This is a genomic window from Paenibacillus sp. JT22N1 (genome assembly GCF_059692155.1).
Genome location: NZ_JCAUAW010000038.1, coordinates 14,681 through 38,791, shown reverse-complemented (window position 1 = coordinate 38,791; position 24,111 = coordinate 14,681). Strand labels below are relative to the sequence as shown.

Genomic DNA, 24,111 nt, shown 5'->3' with positions numbered 1-24,111 from the left:
ATAGGTATCCCTTCAAAATAAAAAGGACATGTCCGATCCTGTTTTTGGTGGTTCAAGAACAGAATAAAAAATGGCTGCCGATCTAGCGGGAATGATCGGCAGTCGTAGGGAATCTAAGAATTGGGTTATTATGCCACCAACATTTGGTGAAATAGAAATGAATCAAATAGGTTCAAAACTCTTACGATTGCTTAACCAGTGAGCAACTATATAAATAATTAGGTATATAGGTACGAAGTACATATACGCCATCGGCTGTCTGCCACTGGCTGCCAACTATTCTCGTGGCAGATGACCCTCTGTCAAGGACACTTGAAAAAAAGAGGTTGTTCTAATATTTAGGCAGCAACAATAGATGATTCCTGTATTGTCTCAGTATGTCATGGCATCCTTCACAAACCAAAATTTTAAATCCATTTCTCGGATCGCCACAGCCACGGTGTTGGCTATGAGATTGGATAGTTTATAGGCCGCCTTTTGAAGTCGTGTTTATACCGCAAAATAAAATTAAAAAAAAAACACGACTTCAACAGCGGTTGGAACCCCACATCCATCACTCCCCACGCTCACCCTTTTATAGAGCCAATCAATACGCCTTTTTCAAAGTATTTTTGTATAAAAGGATATAGAATTAAAATCGGCAGCGTAGATACGATGATCACACCATACTTGATTTGATCGGCATATCTTTGCGCATAGCCTCCCGCATCGCCGCCAACGCCTGCTCCACTCGCAAAAACCTGATTCGATAAAAGAATATCCCTTAATATGATTTGCAGCGGCTGCAGCTCATTTTTTCTTATATAAATTAAAGCCGTGAAGAAATCATTCCAGTGTGCGACTAAGTAATAAAGGCCGATAACGGATATAAGCGCTTTGGACAAAGGCATAGCCACCTGAATAAAATACTTGAAATGAGAACAACCATCCATAGCAGCTGCCTCATACAATTCCGATGGCAATGTTTCAAAAAACGTTCGTGCAATAATGAGATTGAACACATTAACGGAAAATGGCAAAATGAAAACCCACATCGTGTTTGTCAGGTGCAGCCCTTTTATTAATAAGTAAGTTGGTATTAAGCCTCCGTTAAAGAACAATGTTATGACGAAGATCAACATTAAAGCACGTCTAGCCATAAATTCTTTCCTTGATAACACATAGGCAGCCGGTAAAGTGAACAGCAAATTTACAAAAGTTCCGAGCAATGTGTATACAATTGTATTTCGATAACCGTCCCAAATTCTGGCGTCTTTAAAAATTTCCTGGTAGCCAAAAAAACTGATGCCTTTTGGTATAAACAAGACATGACCGGTTGAAACAAGGGTAGAGTCACTAACAGATGCAATAATAATAAAATACAAAGGATATGCAATGATTAGAAAGATCAACACACATAGCACAAAGAGAATAAGACGAAATACGATGTCATTGCCATTCTTACTTAATAGACCCAAGTCCACTGCCTCCTTAGACATTCAATTACCATAGACTCATATTTGAAAATCTCTTTGAGATGGTGTTCATGGCAATCAAGAATATAAAATTAATGACCGTATTGAACAAACCTATTGCAGCAGAGTAACTGAATTGATTAGATACAATGCCTATCTTATATACATAAGTTGCAATAACCTCGGAAACAGGGAGATTTAACGCATTTTGCATTAAAAAGATTTTTTCAAAGCCGGTGCTGAGCACGTTTCCCATGCTGAGAATAAACAAAATAATCATTGTAAGAACAATAGCAGGTATATCAACATAACGTATCGTTTGCCATCTACTGGCCCCATCTATTTTGGCAGAATCATACAATTGCGGGTCGACCGTGGAAAGTGCAGCTAGATAAATAATGCTGTTCCATCCGCAGTGCTGCCAAATATCAGAAAGCACATAGACAGGTATGAATGTTTGTGTGGAAGCAAGTAAATTTATATCGCCCATACCAACGGACTTCATCAAATGTCCAACAATGCCGGTTTCCGGCGACAACAGAACATTCAGCATCCCGACCAGAACGATCGTCGATATAAAATGCGGTAAATACACCGTCGTTTGTAAGAGTTGCTTTGCTTTTTTTCTTCTGATCTGATTCAGTATCAATGCCAGAATAATAGGGGCGGGAAACCCGAGTACAATCGACGTCAAGCTAATGGTAAACGTATTTTTCATTAAATCGACAAACAAATAGCTGTTAATAAATTGTTTAAAGTAGTAGAGTCCGTGCCATGCTCCACCCGTTATCCCTTTCGAAAAATCATAATCCCGGAAAGCGAGTTGAATGCCGTACATCGGAACATAATTAAAAAGCAATATGACGGCGATTGCCGGAAAAATCATAATCCACAATTGATGGTCGCGTTTGAAAGTGCTTACAACAGTTGGTTTTCTAGCTAACCGGATACCGGCAGTACCTTTGCCGATTTCACTTATTTGAGAGCTCATCCAGGCATTCTCCCTTTTTAGATAGATGCTATGCTGTCCGCATAGAAAGCATAGCATCTATCATCATGCTATTTTATTTGTTCTTGCTCATGAAGCTATCGTAGTATTTCTGCATAATCTCGATATTTTGCTGCAAACCGGCTTTTTGACATTCTTTCACATAAGCATCCCACCCAGCATCAATGCCGCCTTTCGTAACCCATTGCGCAAATTTGGGATTCGCCAAATTCATAAGGTTCGTGTTGTTCAGGCTTAATGTGCTATTGTCCGTAGTCGAATATTTGATGAACAAGTTAGGGAAGACGTCGGTCTTCGTATTCACACTCAGAGCGCCCTTCAGCGACTCGGATTGCGTGAGAACCTCACTCATATCTTTGCCGAGATTCAATTTTAAAGCATCTGCGATATAGATAGGTCCGTTATCCGCCATTGTAGACGTCCATTTCCATGTTCCAGGATCCATTTTCGAATCTGTCGGAGGTAATACGCTATAAGTGTCATCTCCATTATCCTTGATATTCGGACCTAATGAACCAAACAAGACCTGCATGCTGACTTTAGGATCATACAATTTATTGATGAAATTCATAGCCGCGTCTTTATTCTTCGTTTTCGCCGACATAACTACCATGTTGCTTCCAAAATTCAAGGAGTTGTAATCATAGCTCCAGGATAGTTTTGCGTTAGAATCTGCTGACCTCTTTAAGGGGGACATCGACGCATATTGCGGCGCTACCTTGTCTCCAAATCTGTCCGATGCGACCCAACCCCATGTGAAGCCGACCTTAGCTGTATCTCCCGTGCCGCGGGCAATCGACTGGTATTTCGTGTAATCGTGCGTAAATACTTCCGGGTTAATCAACCCTGCTGCATAGCATTTGTTCAAAAATACAACCAAATTTTTAAAACGGTCGTCGATCAGGAAGTTTTTCACCTTCCCGTTTTCCACATAGTAACCTTGGCCGCTTCCATCGGATAATGTAATGCCCTCACTTCCCAAGAGAACAGCAGGATTGAAATATCCGCCGATACCTCCCGGCCAGTCCATGGGGATCTCATCATTCAGATCGCCGTTACCGTTAGCGTCTTTTTCTTTAAAGGCTACCAGCACGTTATATAATTCATCCCACGTTGTCGGCATTTTTAATCCTAGATTGTCCAACCATTTCTTATTGATAAATTGTCTTGTAGCAGAAGCGGGCCAAAAGCGCTGGTATTTGGGCAAGCCGTAAATTTTCCCGTCAGGTTGCGTGGCAATCATTTTTGTTTCAGGTTTTGCATTAAACATCAGTTGAACATTCGGAGCGTTTTTGTTGACCAAATCGGACAAATCTTGGAACAAGCCTTGAAATTGTGCAAAATCGGCGTCTGTAATGACGTTAGGACCAACAAATAAATCCGGAACATCACCGCTGGCAAGCATAGTACCCTTTTTCTGTCCCCAGTCCGCGGTAATCTCTTGCCACTTGACTTCAACGCCGGCTTCTTCTTCCGCCTTTTTCAACCATTCCATTTCTGCAAGCGGCTTTGTCAGCGGGTGCTTAACCATTATGCCTGTTAATTGTACTTTCGCACCGCTTTTACCTCCATTCCCCGAACCAGAGTCACTAGTTCCTCCGGCTTTGGAGCTGGATTCGCTGCAGCCTGCCAGTACTACGGCAGAAACCATAAACAACGATAGTATAACTGCTAATTTTTTACGCATTGCCGTCATCACCCCTCAAAAGTATTGGTTTTGCAAAATCCTTGCCAATTCCACCTTAACTTTAATCTTCGATCGAGGAGGCGTAAACGATCAGTTTTTGATGAATCTCCATTTTTTGAAAACGCTTAACACCGGTATTGGAAAACGCTTGCAGATGCGTCTTACAGGCAGATTTCAAAAAATGCATATCTTCAAAAAATGCATCTTTACGAAAAAAAACGGCTACCACGCGGTCTTCAACGGGTAGCTTCCTTTCATTTGTTTGAATCCCGGTATTGGCCCGGAGTAATCCCGACCACTTTTTTGAAGGAGCGAATAAAACTCGACGTATTCGAATAGCCGACCTGCTGCGCGATCAATTCCAGCGTTTCATCTGATCTTCGAAGTAATGCGATGGATTTTTGAATACGAAGCTGATCGATATATTCTTTGAAATTTTGTCCCATCGTTTTCTTGAAGTGATAGCTGAAGCCCGAAACCGACATATTAAAATGATCGGCAATTAGTTGCAGCGAAAATTCAGGATACATGCCATTTCCTTCAATGAATGCAAGGATGTCATTCTGTGACGCCGTTCTGGAAGATGGCTGGGAGCTGCGAATGAGATCGCAAAGCTTAGAGCAGCTTTCATGCATGATATCGATCATCTGCTCGATTGTGTATCGATGGAGGTAAGAGACGCTGGTCAATTGCAGCAAGTTTTGGTCGCCCTGCCGGAAACGCTGTAATCCGTTGAATATGACGATAACCGTGTTTAAATAAACGGCTCTGACCATATGCGGCGGCGTACCGTCGTGTCCGATATAGGCGATGATGCGCTCCATAACCGATTCAACTGCGGAGACGTCGTTTTTTAAAATGAACAGCTCAAGTGATTGCAGTTGTTCCGCAAAATAGGAAACTGCGCTAGTTTGCTGGAGTTCGATTTCGTTGAAAACAAGAACTGAGTATTGATTCCGTACTCGCAGATGTTCGGCAGCGCGAATGGCTTGCAAATAAGATAGGTGAGCCCCTTCCGGGGATTCTCCCGTTGTTCCAATTCCGATCAGTGTACGTATGCTGGTGTGTTCGTGCATCATCTGCTGAAGACCGTAGAGATACGCCTTCAATTGAAAGCTAGGGGCGTGGGAACATACAAAGACGATCTCTTGATAATAAATGCTATTGAAGAAGTACCCTTGAAGTCCTTCAGGAAATCTGTTTTCCTCCATTCGGCAATATTCAGCAACCGCTTCGATGCCGCCTTCTCTTGTTTCGCAAGAAAGGACAGCCACCGCAATATGAGAATAGTTGAAGAATACCCCGTACGGAGTGGACTCCTTTTGAAACGCGTCCCATGAAGGGTAGCGGTCGCATATCAGCTCAAACAACAGATTATCACGCATGACCGGCAGCGTGCTTTTCACCCTTTCGTCGAGCCTGCTGTTGGCGGAGGAAAGTTGATCCAGCGCATACCGTATCGTATCGAATTCGTTCATTGTTCTCGGCTCTCTTGGCGTAAACAGGTTTTTGGCGAAATGAACCAAACCTTTGATCGGATGATAATTTTTACGGATGGACACATAGATGACGATCACTTCGAGCAATAAAATTAGAATAAAAAGAACGACGGTATTGCGCTGGATCAATCGAATTTCTTGCAACGTTTCAGACACAGCCATCAAAGTGACATATTTCCAACCATTTTTATCTGATACTTCGTGCGAAACGATAAAAGATTTGCCGTTGATCCGATAAATACTAGATCCTGACCGACGTTCTCCCAAGCCAGACACCAGATCTTTGAATTCACTCGAATTGGAGTAGGAGGTCTCGTTTGAAGCGACTAACTGGTTTCCCTTTTGATCAAAGATAAAGAAATCACCATTATACGCTTCGGAAACCGACTTCATCAGTCGGATAATCGTTTCCTCTCTCACCATAATGAGCACCGTACCGGGAGAATTGAGGCCGCCTAACGGCAACGGCGATAAGAATGTCAGCATTCGCGTCCGATTATTGCCGGATACGATGACGTTTTCCGCCGGCCTGACCGTTGGTGTTGTTAAATTGTTCAATACTTCAACCATGGCTTTATGCGGCCAGTTTTCGTAATAATACCCGACGCCTGGACTCTCGAAATCGTGAATACTGTAGGCACTTCCTGTCTTGGCAAACAGAAAGCCGATGCTTTTGACATACAAAAAGGTGTTGTCGATGAATGCATCCGTCGCATTGTATTTTCGCATTTCATTTGCAATAACGATTCTTTGATAATCGTCGTCCCCAGCCAAGTACAACTTGATCTCCTGGTTGTTCACCAGTTCTGACGGAAGGTTGTACACATAACGGGTGAAAATATCCATCGAATTCATAAACTGCTCGGTGACATGCGTGTTCCAGTCCATTTCCTTTTGCTTCACAACTTCCGTCGAATTCGGGTAATAGTAGAATAGAATAACAATGACGGGAAACAGCAGCACCAATATATAGGAAATCAGCAATTTGGCCAACAGGTTAAACCTGTTTTTTTTCATAAGTGTCCCCCTTCTGGAATACGCCTCAAAATGCAGTGTTTGAAGTAAGCGGTTACATGAAGAGATAAACCAATGTTTATGAAATCACCGACTTCTCATGGGGTTAGATATCCTTTGCTTTGTTCCAATATCCATGGTTTATCACCGTCTTTGCTATAAGAAGCTACGTATATGAACTGCAAATTCCGAAAAGCTATCTTAATCTGACAGAAGATACTGCTCTCCCGCATGGCGATTATGCTTGGCATCCTAGACAATCCAGCTATCTTGGTTTCTTCCGTTACATCGAAGGAGACGGAGACCATTTTACCACCGTCCATACGAAACCAGAAATGATAGCAGAGAAATACGTGGAAGCCGGTAGAGACTAAATTAAGGACAAAAAGGGCATCGGCGGAAACTCTCGAAAAGTATTAATGGCCCATTAATAAACAAACAACAGCACCTGACAGACAAAATAGCGATACATTTGGCATGTTCATAGCCTAAATTATCACAAAACTTCCCAGACCAATATGAAAAGCCCGAGAGACAGGAGAAATCTCGGGCTTTTTTCCTTCATGTCCCATTAGACATATATTACTACCATTTCGCAAAATTCTAAATCAAATGTTTGGATTTACTGTTCCATGAAATAATGCTGCTGTTTCCAGCCGAGAACTTCTTTGATCTTGGCATTCGATAGAAAGCTGGCTCGTCCAGGTATATGTGGGACATACTCAGCAAGCTCAGGCATAAACATACGGATCAGCTCTTCACTAGAAAGATCGGATGAAGTGTCGTCAGCCGCCAAAATAAGTGATTGTGCGCCAAGCCCATCTTTCTCTACAGCCAGTCTGCAGGCTACTGCCATATCTCTGACATCGATATAGCTCCAAAGAATCCGAAGTCGTTTTTCTGGATCAGCGTAGGTCTCCCTTACTCGCGGATAATCTTTCGGTTCCAAAATATTGCCCAAACGAAAAGAAATGACCTGCATGCCAGTCCTTCGATGGAAAGCCTCCCCTGTCATTTCATTAACCATCTTCGATAATCCGTAGCTATCTTCCGACAATTGAGGATGACTTTCATCAATTGGAAGGAATTTCGGCGCGAAAAATTGACTTGCAAACACGATGCCATATGATGATTCGCTGGATGCGAGTACCACCTTACGGATACTTAGATTAGCTGCAGCCTCCAAGATGTTATACGTATTCATGACATTATTCCGAAATGTCACGTCATTCGGATAAATAAACGCTTCCGGTATTGCGGCGAAGTGAATCACAGCTTCCACGGGTTGTCTACCCCTGCCATTGTATTGGGATAAGGCATTGTGAACCTGACCTAAATCATTTAAATCAACAATCTGTGTCTGGCACAAGGGTACTTCTGGCAGCTTCCAATCCAAATTCAATACCTCATACCCCTGCTCAACCAACTCTTTCACAATCCATTTACCGGCTTTTCCGCTTCCGCCCGTCACGATGATTCTCTTTTTCATATATATCTCGCTCCAGTTCATCTCTATGTTTTCTATATTATTTTCAGGTTTACTCGGTGAAATTATTCGACAGCAATTTTACGAATTTCAGCAAGTGTGGACTCATCCAAAGTCAGATCGTTGGCCGGCAGTACGCTTAAGATGTGGCTCGGCTTGCGAACGCCTACAAGAGCGCTGGTCAAAACTGGATGCGAGAGAACATATGCGATTGCAAGCTGAGGCATGGTAATACCGTACCTGTTCGCGATAACTTTCAGTTTCTCGACCCGGTCCACGTTTCTCCTTAGACCCTCCCCCGTATGTGCAACGTTTCGGGAGCGCCAATCGTCATCTGAGAATTTGGTGTCATAGGTATAAACCCGATTACGTACGATCGGTTTGACGTTGTTCATGTTATGGCTAACCGGGAATCAGTTGTGAAACGATTATCAAAACGGAGGGGAATAGATAAAGTCTTTACTTACTTCATCGAGCGATTTCAGAACGTCATCTGTAAGGTCTAGGTTAACCGCCTTCAGATTCTCATCAATTTGCGATTCACGGGTCGCTCCGGCGATAACGGTGCTTACCGCAGGTTGGTGCATCAACCAAGCCAGTGAGAGAGCCGTGGCAGATGTACCGATCTCCGCTGCAATTTTTGCCACCTGTTCACCCAACTCCACTCGGGCGGAGTTCACACGTCGCACAAAGTTAGGGTTCATGTCCAACTGTGATCCGCTTGGTACAGAACCTCCCGAATATTTCCCTGTTAGTATTCCTCCTGCTAAAGGAAAATAAGGAATGATTCCGATCCCCTGATCTACGCAGAACGGAATAAGTTCCCTCTCAACACTACGATCAGCTAATGAATAGCCGGGTTGAACCGAAACATACTTGATCAGATGTTGACTTTCGCTAATGGCTAAGGATTTCATCATTTGCCACGCTGAATAATTCGAGGCCCCTACGTATCTCACTTTTCCGGATGTCACTAGATCATCCAAAGCACGGAGAGTCTCGTCAAGCGAAGTCTTCGGATCAAAAACATGGATCTGATACAGGTCTATGTAGTCCGTTCGTAAGCGACGCAAACTCCCCTCGACTTCCTTTAGAATATGCTGACGCGAGGAACCTCTGGTGTTCGGACCTTCTCCTAGCTTAATACCCACTTTCGTCGCAAGGAGCACCTCATGACGCCGTCCTTCAAACGCTTCTCCGATTATCTCTTCCGACTTCGTGCCTGTATAAATATTGGCAGTGTCAATGAACGTTATCCCATTGTCAACAGCGTGATGCAGCACTCGAATCGATGTATTTTTGTCTGCGCGTCCACCGAATGCATTTGTACCCAAACCTAGCACCGAAACTTCCAATCCACTAGTCCCCAAATTCCGATATCTCATTCCAAATCCCTCCAGTTTTTTAATTTTACAAACTTTTTGTCGCAGTCTTCATAATTGCTCGGTTACTATCGAATTTCTCATATTCGATCCTCTTTCCCTGTACAACACCATTCCGATTATAAGTAATGACAGTGCTACAAGAACGCTTGGTATGATGAATATGTTCGGCGTTATTCCCTGAATGATTAGAGGTAAGAAATATCCGATTAAAGAAGCTGTCTGTGATATGAACACGTATAAGCTTGCCCCAAAGCCTGTTCGGCTTAAAAACATCCGCTGCACATATCCCATGGCAACTCCGTACAGAATCGAAACAAAGAACGAATACAACGGCTGGACGGCAAAGAAGACAGAAAGCGAGGAACTGCTCGTATATGTCAAATAAGTGGCGAGCGCGAAACAACCGCCAAGAAAAATAATCTTCTTACTACCGTAACGTGCCGCCAAATATCCGCCCAGTGTCATGAAGAACAGCTCGAATACCGCCTGTGCGCTCCATATATAGGACATTATCTCCGGCTTATCGAATAGTTTTAATACAACAAGCTGTAAATATAATCCTCGAATGGCATCAGCACAAGAGAGCATAAGCAGTGCAACCAGCATAACAAGGGAGAACGGTTCTTCTTTCACCACTTGCTTTGCTCCCGGTCCCCCCGTCGTTTCCTTATACAACAGCAACAGAACCACTAAACACACATAACCTGCCATATTCCCCCAAAGTACGCCTTTAAACGTTGCAATAAGGAAGATGTTCGCTCCAAGCAGCAGCCCCGCAAAAAATCCAATACTATAAGAGGCCCGAAGCCATATTTGGGCCATCTCCACAATGTCCCCGGCGCTATGGGAAAAATGATTTCTAGCCATGCCAAACAGCTGCCCCATTATCAATCCAGACGGTGCGACTGTTATCGTCATTCCAATGAGCGCACTCCGAAAACCAGAAGCATTCATGTAGATGGTCAACCCGATTATGCAAAAAAAGGCAGCTAATACTGGGAGTTTCTTCTTGGTTTTCAAACGGTCGCTGATCCAACCAACTGTAATCGTAATGGCTAAGTTGCAAAACAATGATACCGCGAAGACGGCAACGATCTGTACTTTAGAAAGCCCAACGCTCTCGTTGAGATATACCGCGTTCATAGGTGCTAAAATGCCTGTTCCTATACCGTAGAGAAATAACATGGTAAGCAGCGTTCTCGCTCCGGGGATTGAAACAAACTTGCGAACGTCACGAATGATATGCATGAATACCTCTCGTTATCCTATTAATATTGAACTATTATTACAAAATCATATGTTAGTGTACCAGCATCGTGACCCCTTGAAACAATGCGTTCATTGGCTTAGACGATCCCTAATCACTTCAACTGAGAATTTAAACAAGAGGGCTTTATCCGGATCTTGGAATAAAGGGGCTCCAGCAAACATTTGCAATCCAAAAGACGGTACTTGGGAAGTCGCTGATCTCGTAAGACTCTTCGGAAAATCCAAAACATCCAGGATCAGTTGAACATTACAATCCCGGGGTACGAAATGATGCGAATGCTCGAGCCAAGTCCTTCCCCATCCCGGATTTTGGCCGCTTTTTTTGCAGTAGATGACAGGTGTGAAAACGTCAATGGATTTTTTTAACAATTTGTAGTCCTGGGCGAATATTCGTGTCAAAGCCCCGTCGAATTGTTCGGGAGTCCAAGGGCACATGTAAGCACCAATTATACATTCTGGTAATTTGTTCTTTATTATCTTCGTATAATGAAGCGCAAATCCGGCTATTTTCCGGCAGTTGTGTAATGTCCATTCCTTAGCGTAATTCGATAATATTTCATCCGATGTCGTTGCATCAATGTTTGTATGATGACAAAAATCCTCGATACATGTGGAACAAAAACAGCTTTCCTGCAAATCGGGTTCCGGCTCTTCGAACCAACCTCCGTAGGTCAAATAGTCGAGCCATATGCCTCTTGGTTGAAATCTTTTCAGCCCCTCTGTCAATTGCTCCTCGATTTGGGACAGATACTCTTTTTGCGATAAGCATATGCCCTGCACCAGTTTGCCATAACGAATCGGCTTGCCGTCTTTTCCTATTGGAATAAGTTCAGGATGCTGTCCAAAATCTGCTCGAAACGTTTTAAATTCCACACAGGCATGCAGATCCCGTTTTTCACATTCTGCGAACGAATTTTCGTGAAAACTGTGAAACCACACAGCATTGACCCCATAATCCTTCACATTATCGGGCAGCTCTGCGCTACCGTAAGGACCGAACAATAAAGGTATTGTCATCGCAGCAATCTCCTTACAAGTTCAAGGTTTTTTAAAACGGCAGCTTCATATCAAATTCTTCGGCAGCATTGGATAAAGTTTCTTTATGTTTAGGATCGATAGGAATACCTGACACGGCCCAATCCCGCATACGTTGTGATTCAAGGGCACCTGGTAGTGTCGCCTGCCCATAACCGGGCATAGGCTGCATCTGACTTGTGATTCTCGTGAAAGCATCCATCTCACTTTTAAAAATATCGAGATCTGTGAACCGACTAATTTCCAGCGCAATGATCAAAGACCCCTGATTTGCTCCGGCATATTCTCGCACAGCCTTGTTTTCTTCCACCGGAATTCCTGCTAAGAATCCACCAAGCGCTTGGCACATAAAACCTAAGCCCATGCTGCGAAAAACGAGTCCTGGAGCCAAGCTGAACAACTCTGCGACATTTGGAGAATTCTCATATAAGTCATGCATTGCGCCAAAATCAAGAACCATTGCATCTTCTTTTCCCGCAGGCACAGCAAATGACATAGGTGAGCCACCGGCTGCACGCATGATCGATTGTTCGGGTTTCAAGGATAACTGATGTCCGGACGTCACGTAACCTATAAGGCCATGTTCAGCCAAAAGCCTGGAGTAAATTCCCGCGGCGCCGATATGCCCGTGATTACGGGTAACTGCTGCTGCGATCCCGTTCTTTCGGCATCGTTCAATCATCTCCTGTACTCCTCTGTAAGCGGCAAAATAACCGAGTCCGCCGTCTCCGTCTACAACAATCGTAGAGGCGGATTCATTGTAAGTGCGTGTTAAAGGATCCGGATTTATGTGTCCATCACGCATGATGCGGGCATAAGTTGCAATTTGTCTGGAACCATGACTGAAATTTCCTCGCAGGTCGTTTTTCACCAAAAGTTCCGCTAAAAAGTCTGCTTTATGTTTCGGCATGCTAGCAATTTGAGCGAGTGATGAAACAAAATCTTTCATCTTCTCCGGCTCTACTCTAGTAAACGTTTCAGGTTCAATATTCATTGTTCGACCTCGCTTCATCCTTTTCTCTCTACAACTATCATTCCATTGCGTTTTATTCGGCGAAAGCTTCATCCAACTGACGTACATGCTCATCGGAGAGCTCCCAGCCGACTGCCCCAACGTTTTCCTCCAGCTGCTCTAATCGACTCACACCTATGATTGCCGAAGATACGGCCGGACGATGGACGATCCAGTTCAAGCTGACTTGTGCAGGAGTTTTTCCCAATTCGTTTGCTATTGCCCTCAACTGCTTGACCGCGTCCTGAACCTTTCTCGCCTTTTCGGCGACTGCCGGCTCCATGTACCCGCGGCTACCTTCGGGAATAACATTCTCGTACTTTCCAGAGAGAATCCCTCCGCCTATTGGGCTGTACAGAATCATGCCAACTCCCTGATCCACGCAGAGCGGCTGCAGCTCTTTCTCCACAGCCCTGTTGATCAGGCTGTAATTCGGCTGAACGGATACAAAACTTGAGATCTTGTTGACATCGCTGACCCATAACGATTTGGTGAGGACCCATGCCGGAAAATTGGAGCATCCTATATATCTCACTTTGCCCTGACGAATCAAATCGTCATAAGCGCGAAGCGATTCATCCAACGGGGTATCCCAATCTACGCCATGAGCCTGATACAGATCGATGTAGTCTGTTCCTAGACGCCGAAGGCTATTTTCCACTTCTCTAATGATATGTTGACGGGACTGCCCTTTGTCGTTCGGATTACTCCCTACTTCTCCGTGTACTTTCGTAGCTATGACAATCTTATTTCTCATTCCCTTGACCGCTCGGCCGAGAATTTCTTCCGCTTCGCCGCCTGTATACCGATTGGCATTGTCGATTAAATTGATTCCTTTATCCACTGCGGCATGAATAATCCGTATCGAATCCTCCGGGCTCACTTTGCCCGGTTTTCCCCAACGCGGTGTCGCGCTTCCGAAGTTCCAGCATCCCAAGCTGATCCGCGATACCTTCAAGCCGGATTTCCCAAGCTTTACATATTCCATGATCTCTCACCTCTCATTAAAAATGTAAAAAATTACTTTTTTTTACAAACATGTGCATTCTGTTTTAGGAAAGATATTCATCCTTCCCAAACATATCATCTAACATTTTCAATTATAGATAGTCATTCCTGTTATGAGAAGAAGTGAAAATTTTTAAACTAAGTTACCTGAAGTTAACTGTAGCTTGAATGATATGCCTTCATAACCCCCTCTTTTTTTAATCATTGATTACAAGCACCTGCATTTCCGTTAACTGTAACCTCTACATATTGGTATAAAACAAGAAATGTAAGTGAATTTATTTTTTGGAATTCCAAAATCCACCAAAAAAAAGACGACTCATCTCCATTTTTTATGGAACGGAGCCGTCTTTTTTCTGTTCTCACACACGTTTTTTTGCCAGACTCTAATCAGACAGTTTCAATATTCGCTTTAAAATTATTATTTCCTTATGTCTAAAGCAGCAAATACATTGGCGAATCCGTCCGCGGAATACTTCAACTAATTTGCGTAAGGGGAAATATATTGGCATATTCAAAAATTTTCTTGATGTTATTCATAGGCTAGTGCAGGTTTAGTTGCAGAAACTCTTTAGCTGTCATTGCGGATTCCCCTATTAATGCGTCAATAACGAACATATCCATAAGAAATTAAATAGATAATTCATGTACAAAAACTTGTGAACATGTCAAAAGGAGCCGCCGCGGCAGCTCCTTGATATTGTGGATTTATACCTTTACGAATTTCCTTTTGGCAAGCGAAATGATCCATAATATAAGCGGGATCCCGATACCGCAAACGGGAATTACCACAAATCCCCAAAATTGTTCGAGTAATAATTCTGAAGCCACATTCGGAATCATAATTGCCACTATTAACATCCCCGGTGCGAAGAACCAAATGGATCTTCGCCATTTTTTAACATTGAACCATTGTGACATTCCGTAGCTGGTAATAAACAAATATAATGATAATTTAGCAGTCATTCCGAAAATCGCTATAAAAATGACGAATATATCGACGTTTTGAATGAAATTTAAAATATCGATAGTTCTTACAAGCATAAAATAAGCATACTGGAATTTGGCTGATACATCCGGTCCAAAAACTAACAGCACCATAATTGTGGCAATAAGAGCCATGAATCCGGCAATGCCTACGCCTAACATCGATCTCGAAAGAGCTTTTTGGGGATGTTGCATAAAAGAGACGATAATCAATAAAAAGATCGTTTCTGCGAGAAGAGCAGCAGGAGTAAGTGATCCCTTTAAAATGTTTACCCATCCGGAATCTGTATAGACAGGCAGTAATCTATGCCAATCCGCGTTACCTGAGTTTAAAATGAAACTGATAACAAACGTTAAAAAAGTAATGGGTCCCACTATTTCACAAAATCGACCGATTCCCGTAATACCTCCGGAATAGGTCAACCAAGTCATTAAAACTGCTAGGAGTACCAGAAGCATCCATACGGGTGTTGTATCGAGGAGAATAAGTTGGATAAAGTCTGCAACAGAACGTAGTATATTAGCGGCTATCACAAACCAGGCAATGAAATACGGAAGGACAATTATTCTCCCTAACCATTTGCCCAGCAGAGCTTGGCTAAATTCGACCAGCGTTTGATTGGGGTGGAGAATGCTCAAACGAACGACAAGGAAGGTTATAGCTAAACCGATGACACCCGCAACCAGCATCGAAAGCCACGCATCTTGTTTCGATATATCGATCGCTGCCAATGCCCAGATCAACGTAACGACATCAAGCGTTGCAACAATCCAAAAAATTTGCGATCCCGATAGCTTCACAAGTCATTACCACTCCTTATCGATCATATATAGTCCGAACCAGGTTTAGGGCATAATTTTCATTGACGCCTTGTTTTGGCCCGCATCTTTGCATTGAAGTTCTACTTTGACCGAAACATGAAGTTGAGGAAAGGTTTCGTTCCAATCTTGTTTCAAGGTTTTCCACTGATAAGGGTATTGTTGATGAACACTTTCACCAAACCCGAAGATGTCTGTTTTGTACTGCTTCTGAACTTTCTCGATCAGCTGTTCTATCGATTTCTGAGTCGTTTGACTTAGTTCATCTTGTATGATTTGGAGATCTTTAGATTTGGATGGATCCAAGTTCGCATCGTTTTCGATAATGGTTCCTTTTCCAGTGAGACGAATGTCAATTTGCAATTGGTTATTGACCAATTTCACACGGATACGTTTACCTAAAGACTGCACTTTTAGGGTAACGTATCCATTCCCAGGGGTGACAAAAGAAGTGATGCTAAAACCGGTTTGTCTGTCCGTTATCCAATAGGCATGGAAAGTTTCTTCCGTATTCAAGAAACCCGTCAATTTCAAGCCATCGTCTTTGTTAAAAATGGCAGAACCAATATATTCAAATTTCTTCTGTAAGGCATCTTTTCTAACCGCCGGAACAAGGGGATGCGTTCCTTGACTCCAAGCATCTGACAAAAAATTCCGGAAATAATACGGTTTCAAACCTAATGTGTTTTGTACGCGCACGAGCCCTGTAGATACAAATGGATCAAAAATCGGCTCTTCTGAAAATATGTCTTTCGCTTGACCGTCTTTCACAACCATCATCAATGAGCGCAATTCTGATTGAGGATAACGAGTAAAAATGTCGAGATAGTTGCCTAGCCCATGCTCGGCTAATGGTTGTCCGACGACGATGATCTGGCGATGCCCGAAAAACAAACTTCGCGACAGCTTTGTCTGTAATTTTTGTGACCCGTCGTAAATGTTCTTCCCACCAATAGAGCTCAGCACATGGAATTTTTTTTTCTTATTTCCACCCCCACCGTCTTGTCCGCCACCAGAACCTGAAGGTATCGCTATTAGAAGAGATGATTCAAACAGTCCCTCTTTTGTTAAATCCAGCCCTGACCCCGTAACGTATGCGAGTTGATCCGGTTCCCTAAGGTCCCAGCAGCCGGTTGTGCTCGATACGATTAGGAGCAATACGCAACAAAGTTTACCTGCTCTCTTCATGGATGATCCGCCTCATTTTTAGGTTCAGCATGTATGGCAACCTTTCGAAGCTTTCGCATCAACACATCCTTAAGTTTACGAGTGATGAGCGGAGCTACCGGGGTGAGATAAGGAGTCCCAAACGGATTTAATTGAATCAGGTGAATTAAAATCGCAATGATCCCGATCGCTGTACCAAATAGGCCAAAAATTCCGGAAAGTATCAATATAGGGAATCTAATCATCCGCAGGGGAAAACCAAATCTATACCGGGGAATGATAAATGATGAGATTCCAGCAGCCGATACGACAATGACAATAGGCGCGGAAATGATTCCGGCACGGACAGCTGCCTCCCCAATGACTAATGCCCCAACGATGCTTACGAGAGGACCAATCTGTTTGGGCAAGCGAATCCCCGCTTCCCGTAAACCTTCAAACATGATCTCCATCAAAAAGACTTCAATCAATGTCGGGAATGGTGACTTTTCCCGCAGCGATGCAATACTCAACATCATATTTGGAGGAACCATATTCGGATGAAAGTTGGTTAACGCAACATAAACAGAAGGCAATAAGACCGAAATGATGGCAAATACATAGCGAATCCATCGGTTGAAGGATACAAACAAAAATCGTTCATAATAATCATCTGGCGCCTGTAATCCATCCCAAAACGTCATTGGAACAATAAGTGCATGTGGGCTTCCATTGGTTAGTACGGACACCTTTCCGTCAAGCATTCCGGCAGCAACAACGTCAGGGCGCTCACTGGTCAGCATTTGCGGAAAGGGAGAAAAGGAAGTATCTTCAATGAATTCCTCGATATACCCCGATTCCAGAATTCCATCGATTTCTATTTGATTTATTCTTTCACGAACTTCATTCAGAATGGACATCGAAACAACGCCTTCGATATAAGCAACGACTACATCGGTCTTCGTCAGCGTTCCGATTTGTAGTGATTCCATTTTCAGCTTCGGTGTTGTAATTATCCTGCGCAGCATCGTGGTATTCGTTCGCAGGTTCTCCGTAAAACTTTCTCTCGATCCGCGAAGGGTTGTTTCATTAGCAGGCTCTTCTATGGCTCGGGTCTCAAATTTTGAGACAGCGGCTAGAAGGGCAGTGTGTTCACCATCGGCCAAAATAGCCAAATTTCCCTTTAAAATGTGATCCGTTATAACTCCAAAGCTGGATAATTTCTTGGTTTGTATAACGGAAACGAACGCTTGCTCGCACATTTGTTCGAGACTCTCTATTGTCCCAAGACCTTGAGGCAGCCCTTCGTACATTAATGGTTTTAGAACGTTTGCAGTGATGAGATCTGTATCGATCATACCGTCAACGTAGATCAACAGCAGCTTGATTTGGCCTTGAATCGTGATTTCACGAAAGATAATGTCCGAACAATTTTGAAACATGTGTTTAAAGGTTTGCTCATTATCTAAAATGTTTTTTCCAATATTATTATTCCAATTTTCGATGGATTGGTTGTTATTGGTTATAGGCTTGTTTTTCCATAACTTTGATTTTCCAAACCAATCCATGATTGTACTCCGCCTCGTGTTGAAGTTTTAAGGTATTATTCCCAATTTTATTAGAGCTATACTTTTGTGAGATTCTCCCTTTCTCGGACAAACCCAACATACCGAGGCGCTCCTTTTTTGACAAAGGCTATTTCTTAGCCCTAACAGAAATGTTTACTTCAACGACAAGTAGACTGGCGCGGCAGTCTGTTTTATTTCTATCGCTCTTCGTTAGTGCTTAATAACCCCTTCGTGTATGTATTAAACATTCTCCTTCTTGGAAATATATAGTTCATGAATCATTTTGTTCATTTAGGTGAGGTAGCCAAATGTTTAATCAAATTATTCAATGGTCTGTTATTGTTCTTTCTTTAATTATTTTAATCATAACCTTAAAGAAATCACTTATCGGAGATTGTTTATACGTATATCTAATCACCGTATTTTTTAGCAGTTTTATTCCCGTAATTCTAATTGAACAGCATTATTACGAACATCCCGTCCGATTTCTCAGTCAATACTTTTCATCAGCGGTTTTGTTCGATTATCTTGCATTCCCAACGTTAAATGTGCTCTTCAACCTAACAACGAAACGTTCGAAGCTTATCCGGGTATTGGTACAGGCATTTTTATATAGTTCTCTAATGACAACAGTGGAATTCATTTTAGAAAGGTATACCGAATTAATTAAATATTACAGTTGGACCTGGATGCACTCTTTTGTAACCTTTATTGCATTTTTTTTGTTCGTGAGACTTTTAATGTCCCTCATCCGAACAGCGGATGAAAGAGTAAGGAGCAGAGGAGTGGGGTGAATCAGTCAAACCCATTTGGAGTGGAATTTCTGGAATTTATTGGTTGTTAGAGGCGGACGAACTTTCACGAAAGGTGAGATCGAAAGGTACCATAAATCCTTCAATATCATAATAAAAACCCTTCCAAGTATAAGTTACCTCTAGCTTTGCTAGAATTGGGAGGGTTTAATCTTTATTGCTTATGCACTGTCGTTCTCCGTTAGTTTAGTTCGCCAACATACAGTGTACATTAAGAGACCACCTTATTAAAAACAAACTTTACTATTAACATATAATAGATCTGTTTCTTGTTGAAATAAGCGGAAAATTTTTGTGCGTTCATATATATATCGTAATTTCACAATCAACATCGATTTGATCTTGATTTTTTGTATTCGTATTACAATTCTGTTTATTACTGAGTATTCCAAGGCTATCACCTGGCACAAACGAGTAGTTAGATCCTGCATGTATTTTGGTATTGCTTATTATGAAGATACATGTGGCATCACCTATCAGATTGCTTAAACTTCATAATAAGAGCGCCTCTTTGATGGTGTTGGGTTAAACTCTTTGACAAACCCATCATACCGAGGCGCTCCTTTTCTTTCAAAGTCCAATTCTTAGGACTAACAGGAATGATTAGTTTAACCCGCCCATCGGGTGTGGCACATACGACTATTCCAGGCACGCGACTTCATCGGGCGTCAGTTTCAAAATTACTCCTCTTCTTAGTACGGTAATACAATTTGAAACGGCATACCAAAATCGTTATATTTACCAGCGATAATACAAAAAGCCATATAATTAGAGATGGCATGGTAGTCCATAGTCCGAACCAAGGTAAAACTCGCCCAGCGCCAATAAATGTAGTTAGTGGTGACAGAAACAAGAGAATCAAGATAGGAAGCAGTCTCCCGACCGATGAAAAAATCAATTTTCCGGCCGTGATGCCCTTTTTGCTCATATTGATACGAAAGTGTGTATATAAACCCCAATAAAATGTCGTAATCACCAGCAGAATCATAACCCTCTCCATATTTCTGCCGTTAACAATAGAAGTTTCGGACTTTTCGCCCTTTATAATCCGTGCGATCCCGTCAACAAAAGCTGAATAATCGACAAAAGCGTTTAAACCGGAGTTAAACATCATCGTGATGCCCAACTGCTGATCCAAATATATCGTTTCTTCCGCCTTATACGTCCAGAAAATTCCACTATGGGAAATCGTCCTGCCCCCATGTTCATCCTCATCTGCAAGCCACCCCATTCCATACGGGCCGCTCTGTCCGGCTTTATGGTATTGCTCCATCAGCTCTGGGGCTAGAAGACGGCCATTATATTGGGCAAGCATCCATTTTGTCATGTCTTCTGCAGTTGACATAATACCGGCGGGACCGTCAATAAACCAGAAGGGTTCGGCTTGGTTTACAGGATAGCCAAATAATAGATAGTGTCCCCGCGGAATGGCAGGATTCTCATTGATTTGCTGTGTGGTACTGACGTTGAAGGTATGGTCCATCCCTAAAGGCTCAAATATATTCTTTTCCAGGTAAGCAGAGAAGCTCTGTCCGCTTACTTTCTCCACAAGAAGAGCCAAATATTGATAGTTAGGATTGTGGTAGCTAAAGGCTGTTCCAGGATCAATGGCAAGCTTAACCGTGTTCAACGATTGGTTAATCTCTTGCAGCGATTGATATTGAGGGGAATTTGTCATGTCGGGATTCACTTTGTCATTAAGACCGCTTGTCTGATTCAGCAAATTCCGGACCGTAATATCGCGAACACGTTCGTCCTCAGGCGAGAGGTCGGAAAAGTAAGATGTGTATGGCGCATCAAGGTCGATTAGTCCTTTTTCCACCATCTGCAGGACGGCTAGTGCCGTAAATGATTTGCTTAATGAAGCAATGGGAAAGGGGCTACTGCCGGTGATATCGCGACCATCTGAAAATGCACCGTAACCTTGAGCATAGAACAACTCTTCGTTATTGGCTATTGCAAGAGCCGCGCCCTTAATATGATTGACTTTCATGTTTTTTATGACGTAGTCATCAATTTCATGCTGTATTTCAGTTTTGTTTCGGACTTCAATTGCGGAAACAGGTTTAGCCAAGATTGTCAACATCAATAGTAAACAACTCAAGCACAGACATATTTTCTTTTGCACTATTGTCATAGTAGCACCCCTTAATCACATGATAAGGAAATGCTAATGGATAATTTTCAACTATTTATCAACCCCATAAAGAAACTTGCTGTTACGTTTCCGCCACCATCGAAGCCGTTTTCTACATGCAGACTCCCCTCATGCTTTTCGCACAGTACTTTGCTTATATAAAGTCCCAGTCCATGATGCGCATTCGCATCCCATACCTCTCCGCGATAAAAAGGAAGCACGGCCTTTTGAAGCGCTACGTCAGAAAAACCGGCGCCGTCATCCGTGACTGTTATGGAAAAAAAGCCCTTGCAGACATTATAATTAATACTCACATGGCCGGCAGCATAACGCGCTCCATTAGCTATCAAATTCTCAAAAACCTGCATCACCAAATGTATATCGACAGCTATTTTTTTCGAATCCGCAGCAATGGACGAGCCGAAAGTCTTGCCAAATTGTCCGGTTATTTGTCGGGCGATGTCATTCAGCAAGGAGGTCAGAAGATCCATTTCAACCGCATGGCTGTGTACCGGCATGTCCTCCAGCTTCTGAATCGAATTCATGGCCTCAGTGTAACTTTCAAGACGTACAATATGGACTTTCATGGTTTGAATCGTGTCCAGAATTTTTTCCTCGGATAAGTTGTTTTGGGGCAGATAGGTGGTCAGAAACTCGGAATATCCTTTCAGGACAGATAAGGGCGTCCTTAGGTCATGGGCAAAAATAGCATTAAGTTGTTTGCGTTCCTCAACCGATCGCCAAAGAGCTTTATAATTTTTTTCCAATTGTCCGCGCATTTTTTCAAATACACGGCATAGCTCGCCCATCTCATCCTTGCCATCATAAGAAATATGAAACCCCAAATCATTCGCCGATATTTTCTCCGATGCCTTCATCAGTATTTCAAGCGGCTTTTTCAGTTTCCATCTATAAAAGAGGCTGGCCATCAGGACAATACCGCCGGCAACAGTAAACAGCACCATCGCAACGAGGGAAGGTAACACCCAATCGTTTACGGAAGAATGGTCGGCAAATCGTAGCCGTATGCTTTCCGCCCATCTAAACTCTAATACGATGACGACTAGAACGGTGATGAGCGTAAGACAGCATAAAAAGATGAATGATTGCAGCAAGGTCATATGCTTCAGTCGCATCCAGCTTATGATTTTCGCCATTTGTATCCTACTCCCCAGACGGTTTCTATCCTGTTTTCACAGCCATGCTCTTTCAATTTGAAACGAATTCGCCTGATATGTTCCGCTATCACGGTGCTGTCGCCTTCATCGTCCAAGCCCCATACTTTTTCATAAATCCGCTCTTTATCAAACACCATTCCGGGATGTGTCGACAACAGCTCTATAATATCGAACTCCTTTTTAGCCATGGAAATTTGCACGTCATGGAAGTAAAGCGCACGAGCCGAATAATCTATGACCAAATCTTCACTAAACTTTATCGACGTTTTATTTTGACTGCGCATTTCCCTGCGTAAATGCGCCTCTACCCTTGCGCCCAGTTCATGGATACTGAATGGCTTTAGAATATAATCATCCCCTCCAGCCCGAAACCCAGATATTTTATCCGCATCCTCAACGCGGGCTGTTAGAAATAAAATAGGGCAGGACACAAAGCATCGGATTTTCCTGCATAATTCAAGACCATTAAGTTCAGGCATATTGATATCCAGCAAAACAAGGTCCGGTTGATTTTCAATTTGTCGCAACGCCTCATTGCCGTTCTTCGCCGTCATAACGAAATACCCATTAATTTCAAAGTAGTCCGTCAACAGTTTTCGAAGATCGGCTTCATCATCTATGATCAATATCTTTTTCATATGGCATACCCTGCTCCCATTTCAAATCATCTATATCCAGCATAACAAAAATCGTTTGCCATCCCAAGCGATGTATAACGGAGCCTACTCCGATTGTTTCGCGGGGACCCCGATGTTCGAGCTACGCTTCCCCCTGCTTCGAACCCCTGACCTCATCGCTGTCAGCGATGCGACTCACAGCTGAGCTAGTTCCCGTACCCTAAATTTGTTGCAGGTAGCTGAGTTAAGCCTCATCTATTCACTAACCTGCCCGTTAACGGAATAGGCTGCCCAGTGAATCGGCGGCAGCCTAGACTGTTCTATATTATGGAGCTATCGTTCTCCGTTAGTGCAAAGATTTTTGAAAAAAGTGGCTATACAGTCCTTTGTTTTCATATAGACTTCTTCCCAAATATCATGTTTACCGTCCGGAATAATGGTTAATTTTCCTTTGCACTTGCATAGAAACCCTCGTACAACTAAACACGCCTTTGAAGCTTGACACTACATTCTGACGTTGTCGCAGTGACGTACTCCATATAATTCACAGAGCCGTTAAAGTTCAAATAAGCTTCATAACGCATGCGGATTGCGGGTAAAGTAATCAAATTCAGAACATTTTCCTTTGGAACCCACCTACACTCGCTCGTTTCATCAGAAGTAGCTAATTCTCCACCCACAGCTTTGCATACAAAATCAAACATGACCTTCGTAGGAACATCAGTCACACCATCATACCACTTATGAATCGCTGTATTGGAAACAACACTAATTAAATGGCTAACAGTGGCGTCTATTCCACTTTCCTCTTTGATTTCACGAATCACGCCATCAATCAGGTTTTCTCCAACTTCTGTTATCCCACCAGGATACACCCAACCATCGTCATGGGCTTTTACTAATAGGATATTTCCATTTCCATCTTCTACAATTCCGCCTGCCGATACAATATGTGTCGGAAATGCCAATTCACGACCTCCTTATACGGT

Annotated in this window: 20 protein-coding genes; 2 read left to right on the top strand and 18 right to left on the bottom strand. The window is 42.8% G+C overall.

What is annotated here, in order from left to right; all coding sequences use genetic code 11:
• Positions 1-566: 566 nt before the first annotated feature.
• From AC58UU_RS37800 to AC58UU_RS37785, 4 genes are all read right to left on the bottom strand, one after another.
• A complete protein-coding gene (locus AC58UU_RS37800) occupies positions 567-1,457 on the bottom strand; it encodes a carbohydrate ABC transporter permease (protein ID WP_497322589.1) in 891 nt (296 codons plus the stop codon).
• 25 nt (positions 1,458-1,482) lie between these two features.
• Positions 1,483-2,340 carry an ABC transporter permease gene (locus AC58UU_RS37795; RefSeq protein ID WP_497322597.1) on the bottom strand — a complete coding sequence of 286 codons (858 nt, stop codon included), beginning with the start codon at positions 2,338-2,340 and terminating at the stop codon, positions 1,483-1,485.
• Positions 2,341-2,518: 178 nt separating this feature from the next.
• Positions 2,519-4,150, bottom strand: a complete 1,632-nt coding sequence (locus AC58UU_RS37790; RefSeq protein WP_497322588.1) for an ABC transporter substrate-binding protein — start codon at positions 4,148-4,150, stop codon at positions 2,519-2,521.
• Positions 4,151-4,404: 254 nt separating this feature from the next.
• Positions 4,405-6,666 carry a helix-turn-helix domain-containing protein gene (locus tag AC58UU_RS37785; protein WP_497322587.1) on the bottom strand — a complete coding sequence of 754 codons (2,262 nt, stop codon included), beginning with the start codon at positions 6,664-6,666 and terminating at the stop codon, positions 4,405-4,407.
• 119 nt (positions 6,667-6,785) lie between these two features.
• Between AC58UU_RS37785 and AC58UU_RS37780 the strand changes: the two genes are divergently transcribed.
• Entirely contained in the window at positions 6,786-7,037 is a 252-nt protein-coding gene (locus AC58UU_RS37780; RefSeq protein ID WP_497322586.1) for a hypothetical protein, read from the top strand.
• 248 nt (positions 7,038-7,285) lie between these two features.
• Here AC58UU_RS37780 and AC58UU_RS37775 read toward each other — a convergent pair whose 3' ends face one another.
• From AC58UU_RS37775 to AC58UU_RS37730, 10 genes are all read right to left on the bottom strand, one after another.
• A complete protein-coding gene (locus AC58UU_RS37775) occupies positions 7,286-8,152 on the bottom strand; it encodes an NAD-dependent epimerase/dehydratase family protein (RefSeq protein WP_497322584.1) in 867 nt (288 codons plus the stop codon).
• Positions 8,153-8,214: 62 nt separating this feature from the next.
• Positions 8,215-8,544 (bottom strand): aldo/keto reductase, encoded by a 330-nt coding sequence (locus AC58UU_RS37770; protein ID WP_497322583.1) that lies wholly within the window; start codon positions 8,542-8,544, stop codon positions 8,215-8,217.
• A 36-nt stretch (positions 8,545-8,580) separates the two neighbouring features.
• Positions 8,581-9,534, bottom strand: coding sequence for an aldo/keto reductase (locus tag AC58UU_RS37765; protein WP_497322581.1), 954 nt, complete (start codon positions 9,532-9,534; stop codon positions 8,581-8,583).
• Between the two features lie 48 nt (positions 9,535-9,582).
• The gene (locus AC58UU_RS37760) at positions 9,583-10,782 is read right to left on the bottom strand and encodes an MFS transporter (protein ID WP_497322579.1); all 1,200 of its coding nucleotides are present in this window, start codon (positions 10,780-10,782) and stop codon (positions 9,583-9,585) included.
• Between the two features lie 90 nt (positions 10,783-10,872).
• Positions 10,873-11,820: a hypothetical protein gene (locus AC58UU_RS37755; protein WP_497322577.1), complete on the bottom strand. Its 948-nt coding sequence runs from the start codon at positions 11,818-11,820 to the stop codon at positions 10,873-10,875.
• 31 nt (positions 11,821-11,851) lie between these two features.
• Positions 11,852-12,832: an Ldh family oxidoreductase gene (locus AC58UU_RS37750; RefSeq protein WP_497322575.1), complete on the bottom strand. Its 981-nt coding sequence runs from the start codon at positions 12,830-12,832 to the stop codon at positions 11,852-11,854.
• Positions 12,833-12,884: 52 nt separating this feature from the next.
• Positions 12,885-13,838 (bottom strand): aldo/keto reductase, encoded by a 954-nt coding sequence (locus tag AC58UU_RS37745; protein WP_497322573.1) that lies wholly within the window; start codon positions 13,836-13,838, stop codon positions 12,885-12,887.
• A gap of 728 nt (positions 13,839-14,566) precedes the next feature.
• On the bottom strand, positions 14,567-15,646 hold the full coding sequence (locus AC58UU_RS37740) for a GerAB/ArcD/ProY family transporter (RefSeq protein ID WP_497322572.1): 1,080 nt from the start codon (positions 15,644-15,646) through the stop codon (positions 14,567-14,569).
• Between the two features lie 45 nt (positions 15,647-15,691).
• Entirely contained in the window at positions 15,692-16,852 is a 1,161-nt protein-coding gene (locus AC58UU_RS37735) for a Ger(x)C family spore germination protein (RefSeq protein WP_497322570.1), read from the bottom strand.
• Positions 16,849-18,378 carry a spore germination protein gene (locus AC58UU_RS37730; protein WP_497322569.1) on the bottom strand — a complete coding sequence of 510 codons (1,530 nt, stop codon included), beginning with the start codon at positions 18,376-18,378 and terminating at the stop codon, positions 16,849-16,851. The genes AC58UU_RS37735 and AC58UU_RS37730 overlap by 4 nt, the downstream gene beginning before the upstream one ends.
• 308 nt (positions 18,379-18,686) lie before the next feature.
• Here AC58UU_RS37730 and AC58UU_RS37725 point away from each other — a divergent pair, with 308 nt between their 5' ends.
• Positions 18,687-19,172: a CBO0543 family protein gene (locus AC58UU_RS37725; RefSeq protein WP_497322568.1), complete on the top strand. Its 486-nt coding sequence runs from the start codon at positions 18,687-18,689 to the stop codon at positions 19,170-19,172.
• Between the two features lie 676 nt (positions 19,173-19,848).
• On the opposite strand, the gene AC58UU_RS37720 is transcribed toward AC58UU_RS37725, so the two are convergent.
• The 4 genes from AC58UU_RS37720 to AC58UU_RS37705 all read right to left on the bottom strand — a co-directional run bounded on the left by AC58UU_RS37720 (position 19,849) and on the right by AC58UU_RS37705 (position 24,090).
• Entirely contained in the window at positions 19,849-21,276 is a 1,428-nt protein-coding gene (locus AC58UU_RS37720) for a serine hydrolase domain-containing protein (protein ID WP_497322567.1), read from the bottom strand.
• Between the two features lie 98 nt (positions 21,277-21,374).
• Positions 21,375-22,484, bottom strand: a complete 1,110-nt coding sequence (locus AC58UU_RS37715; protein WP_497322566.1) for a HAMP domain-containing sensor histidine kinase — start codon at positions 22,482-22,484, stop codon at positions 21,375-21,377.
• Entirely contained in the window at positions 22,469-23,143 is a 675-nt protein-coding gene (locus AC58UU_RS37710; protein WP_497322564.1) for a response regulator transcription factor, read from the bottom strand. Before AC58UU_RS37710 ends, AC58UU_RS37715 begins: the two co-directional genes overlap by 16 nt.
• Before the next feature lie 458 nt (positions 23,144-23,601).
• Positions 23,602-24,090: an NUDIX hydrolase gene (locus AC58UU_RS37705; protein WP_497322563.1), complete on the bottom strand. Its 489-nt coding sequence runs from the start codon at positions 24,088-24,090 to the stop codon at positions 23,602-23,604.
• Between the last annotated feature and the right edge of the window lie 21 nt (positions 24,091-24,111).

What these genes read in the sequence shown, in the direction of transcription:
- AC58UU_RS37795 (WP_497322597.1), bottom strand. Translation starts at nt 2,340, where the DNA reads ATGATTTTTCCGGCAATCGCCGTCATATTGCTTTTTAATTATGTTCCG.
- AC58UU_RS37790 (WP_497322588.1), bottom strand. Translation starts at nt 4,150, where the DNA reads ATGCGTAAAAAATTAGCAGTTATACTATCGTTGTTTATGGTTTCTGCC.
- AC58UU_RS37785 (WP_497322587.1), bottom strand. Translation starts at nt 6,666, where the DNA reads ATGAAAAAAAACAGGTTTAACCTGTTGGCCAAATTGCTGATTTCCTAT.
- AC58UU_RS37775 (WP_497322584.1), bottom strand. Translation starts at nt 8,152, where the DNA reads ATGAAAAAGAGAATCATCGTGACGGGCGGAAGCGGAAAAGCCGGTAAA.
- AC58UU_RS37770 (WP_497322583.1), bottom strand. Translation starts at nt 8,544, where the DNA reads ATGAACAACGTCAAACCGATCGTACGTAATCGGGTTTATACCTATGAC.
- AC58UU_RS37765 (WP_497322581.1), bottom strand. Translation starts at nt 9,534, where the DNA reads ATGAGATATCGGAATTTGGGGACTAGTGGATTGGAAGTTTCGGTGCTA.
- AC58UU_RS37760 (WP_497322579.1), bottom strand. Translation starts at nt 10,782, where the DNA reads ATGCATATCATTCGTGACGTTCGCAAGTTTGTTTCAATCCCCGGAGCG.
- AC58UU_RS37755 (WP_497322577.1), bottom strand. Translation starts at nt 11,820, where the DNA reads ATGACAATACCTTTATTGTTCGGTCCTTACGGTAGCGCAGAGCTGCCC.
- AC58UU_RS37750 (WP_497322575.1), bottom strand. Translation starts at nt 12,832, where the DNA reads ATGAATATTGAACCTGAAACGTTTACTAGAGTAGAGCCGGAGAAGATG.
- AC58UU_RS37745 (WP_497322573.1), bottom strand. Translation starts at nt 13,838, where the DNA reads ATGGAATATGTAAAGCTTGGGAAATCCGGCTTGAAGGTATCGCGGATC.
- AC58UU_RS37735 (WP_497322570.1), bottom strand. Translation starts at nt 16,852, where the DNA reads ATGAAGAGAGCAGGTAAACTTTGTTGCGTATTGCTCCTAATCGTATCG.
- AC58UU_RS37730 (WP_497322569.1), bottom strand. Translation starts at nt 18,378, where the DNA reads ATGGATTGGTTTGGAAAATCAAAGTTATGGAAAAACAAGCCTATAACC.
- AC58UU_RS37725 (WP_497322568.1), top strand. Translation starts at nt 18,687, where the DNA reads ATGTTTAATCAAATTATTCAATGGTCTGTTATTGTTCTTTCTTTAATT.
- AC58UU_RS37720 (WP_497322567.1), bottom strand. Translation starts at nt 21,276, where the DNA reads ATGTTGACAATCTTGGCTAAACCTGTTTCCGCAATTGAAGTCCGAAAC.
- AC58UU_RS37715 (WP_497322566.1), bottom strand. Translation starts at nt 22,484, where the DNA reads ATGGCGAAAATCATAAGCTGGATGCGACTGAAGCATATGACCTTGCTG.
- AC58UU_RS37710 (WP_497322564.1), bottom strand. Translation starts at nt 23,143, where the DNA reads ATGAAAAAGATATTGATCATAGATGATGAAGCCGATCTTCGAAAACTG.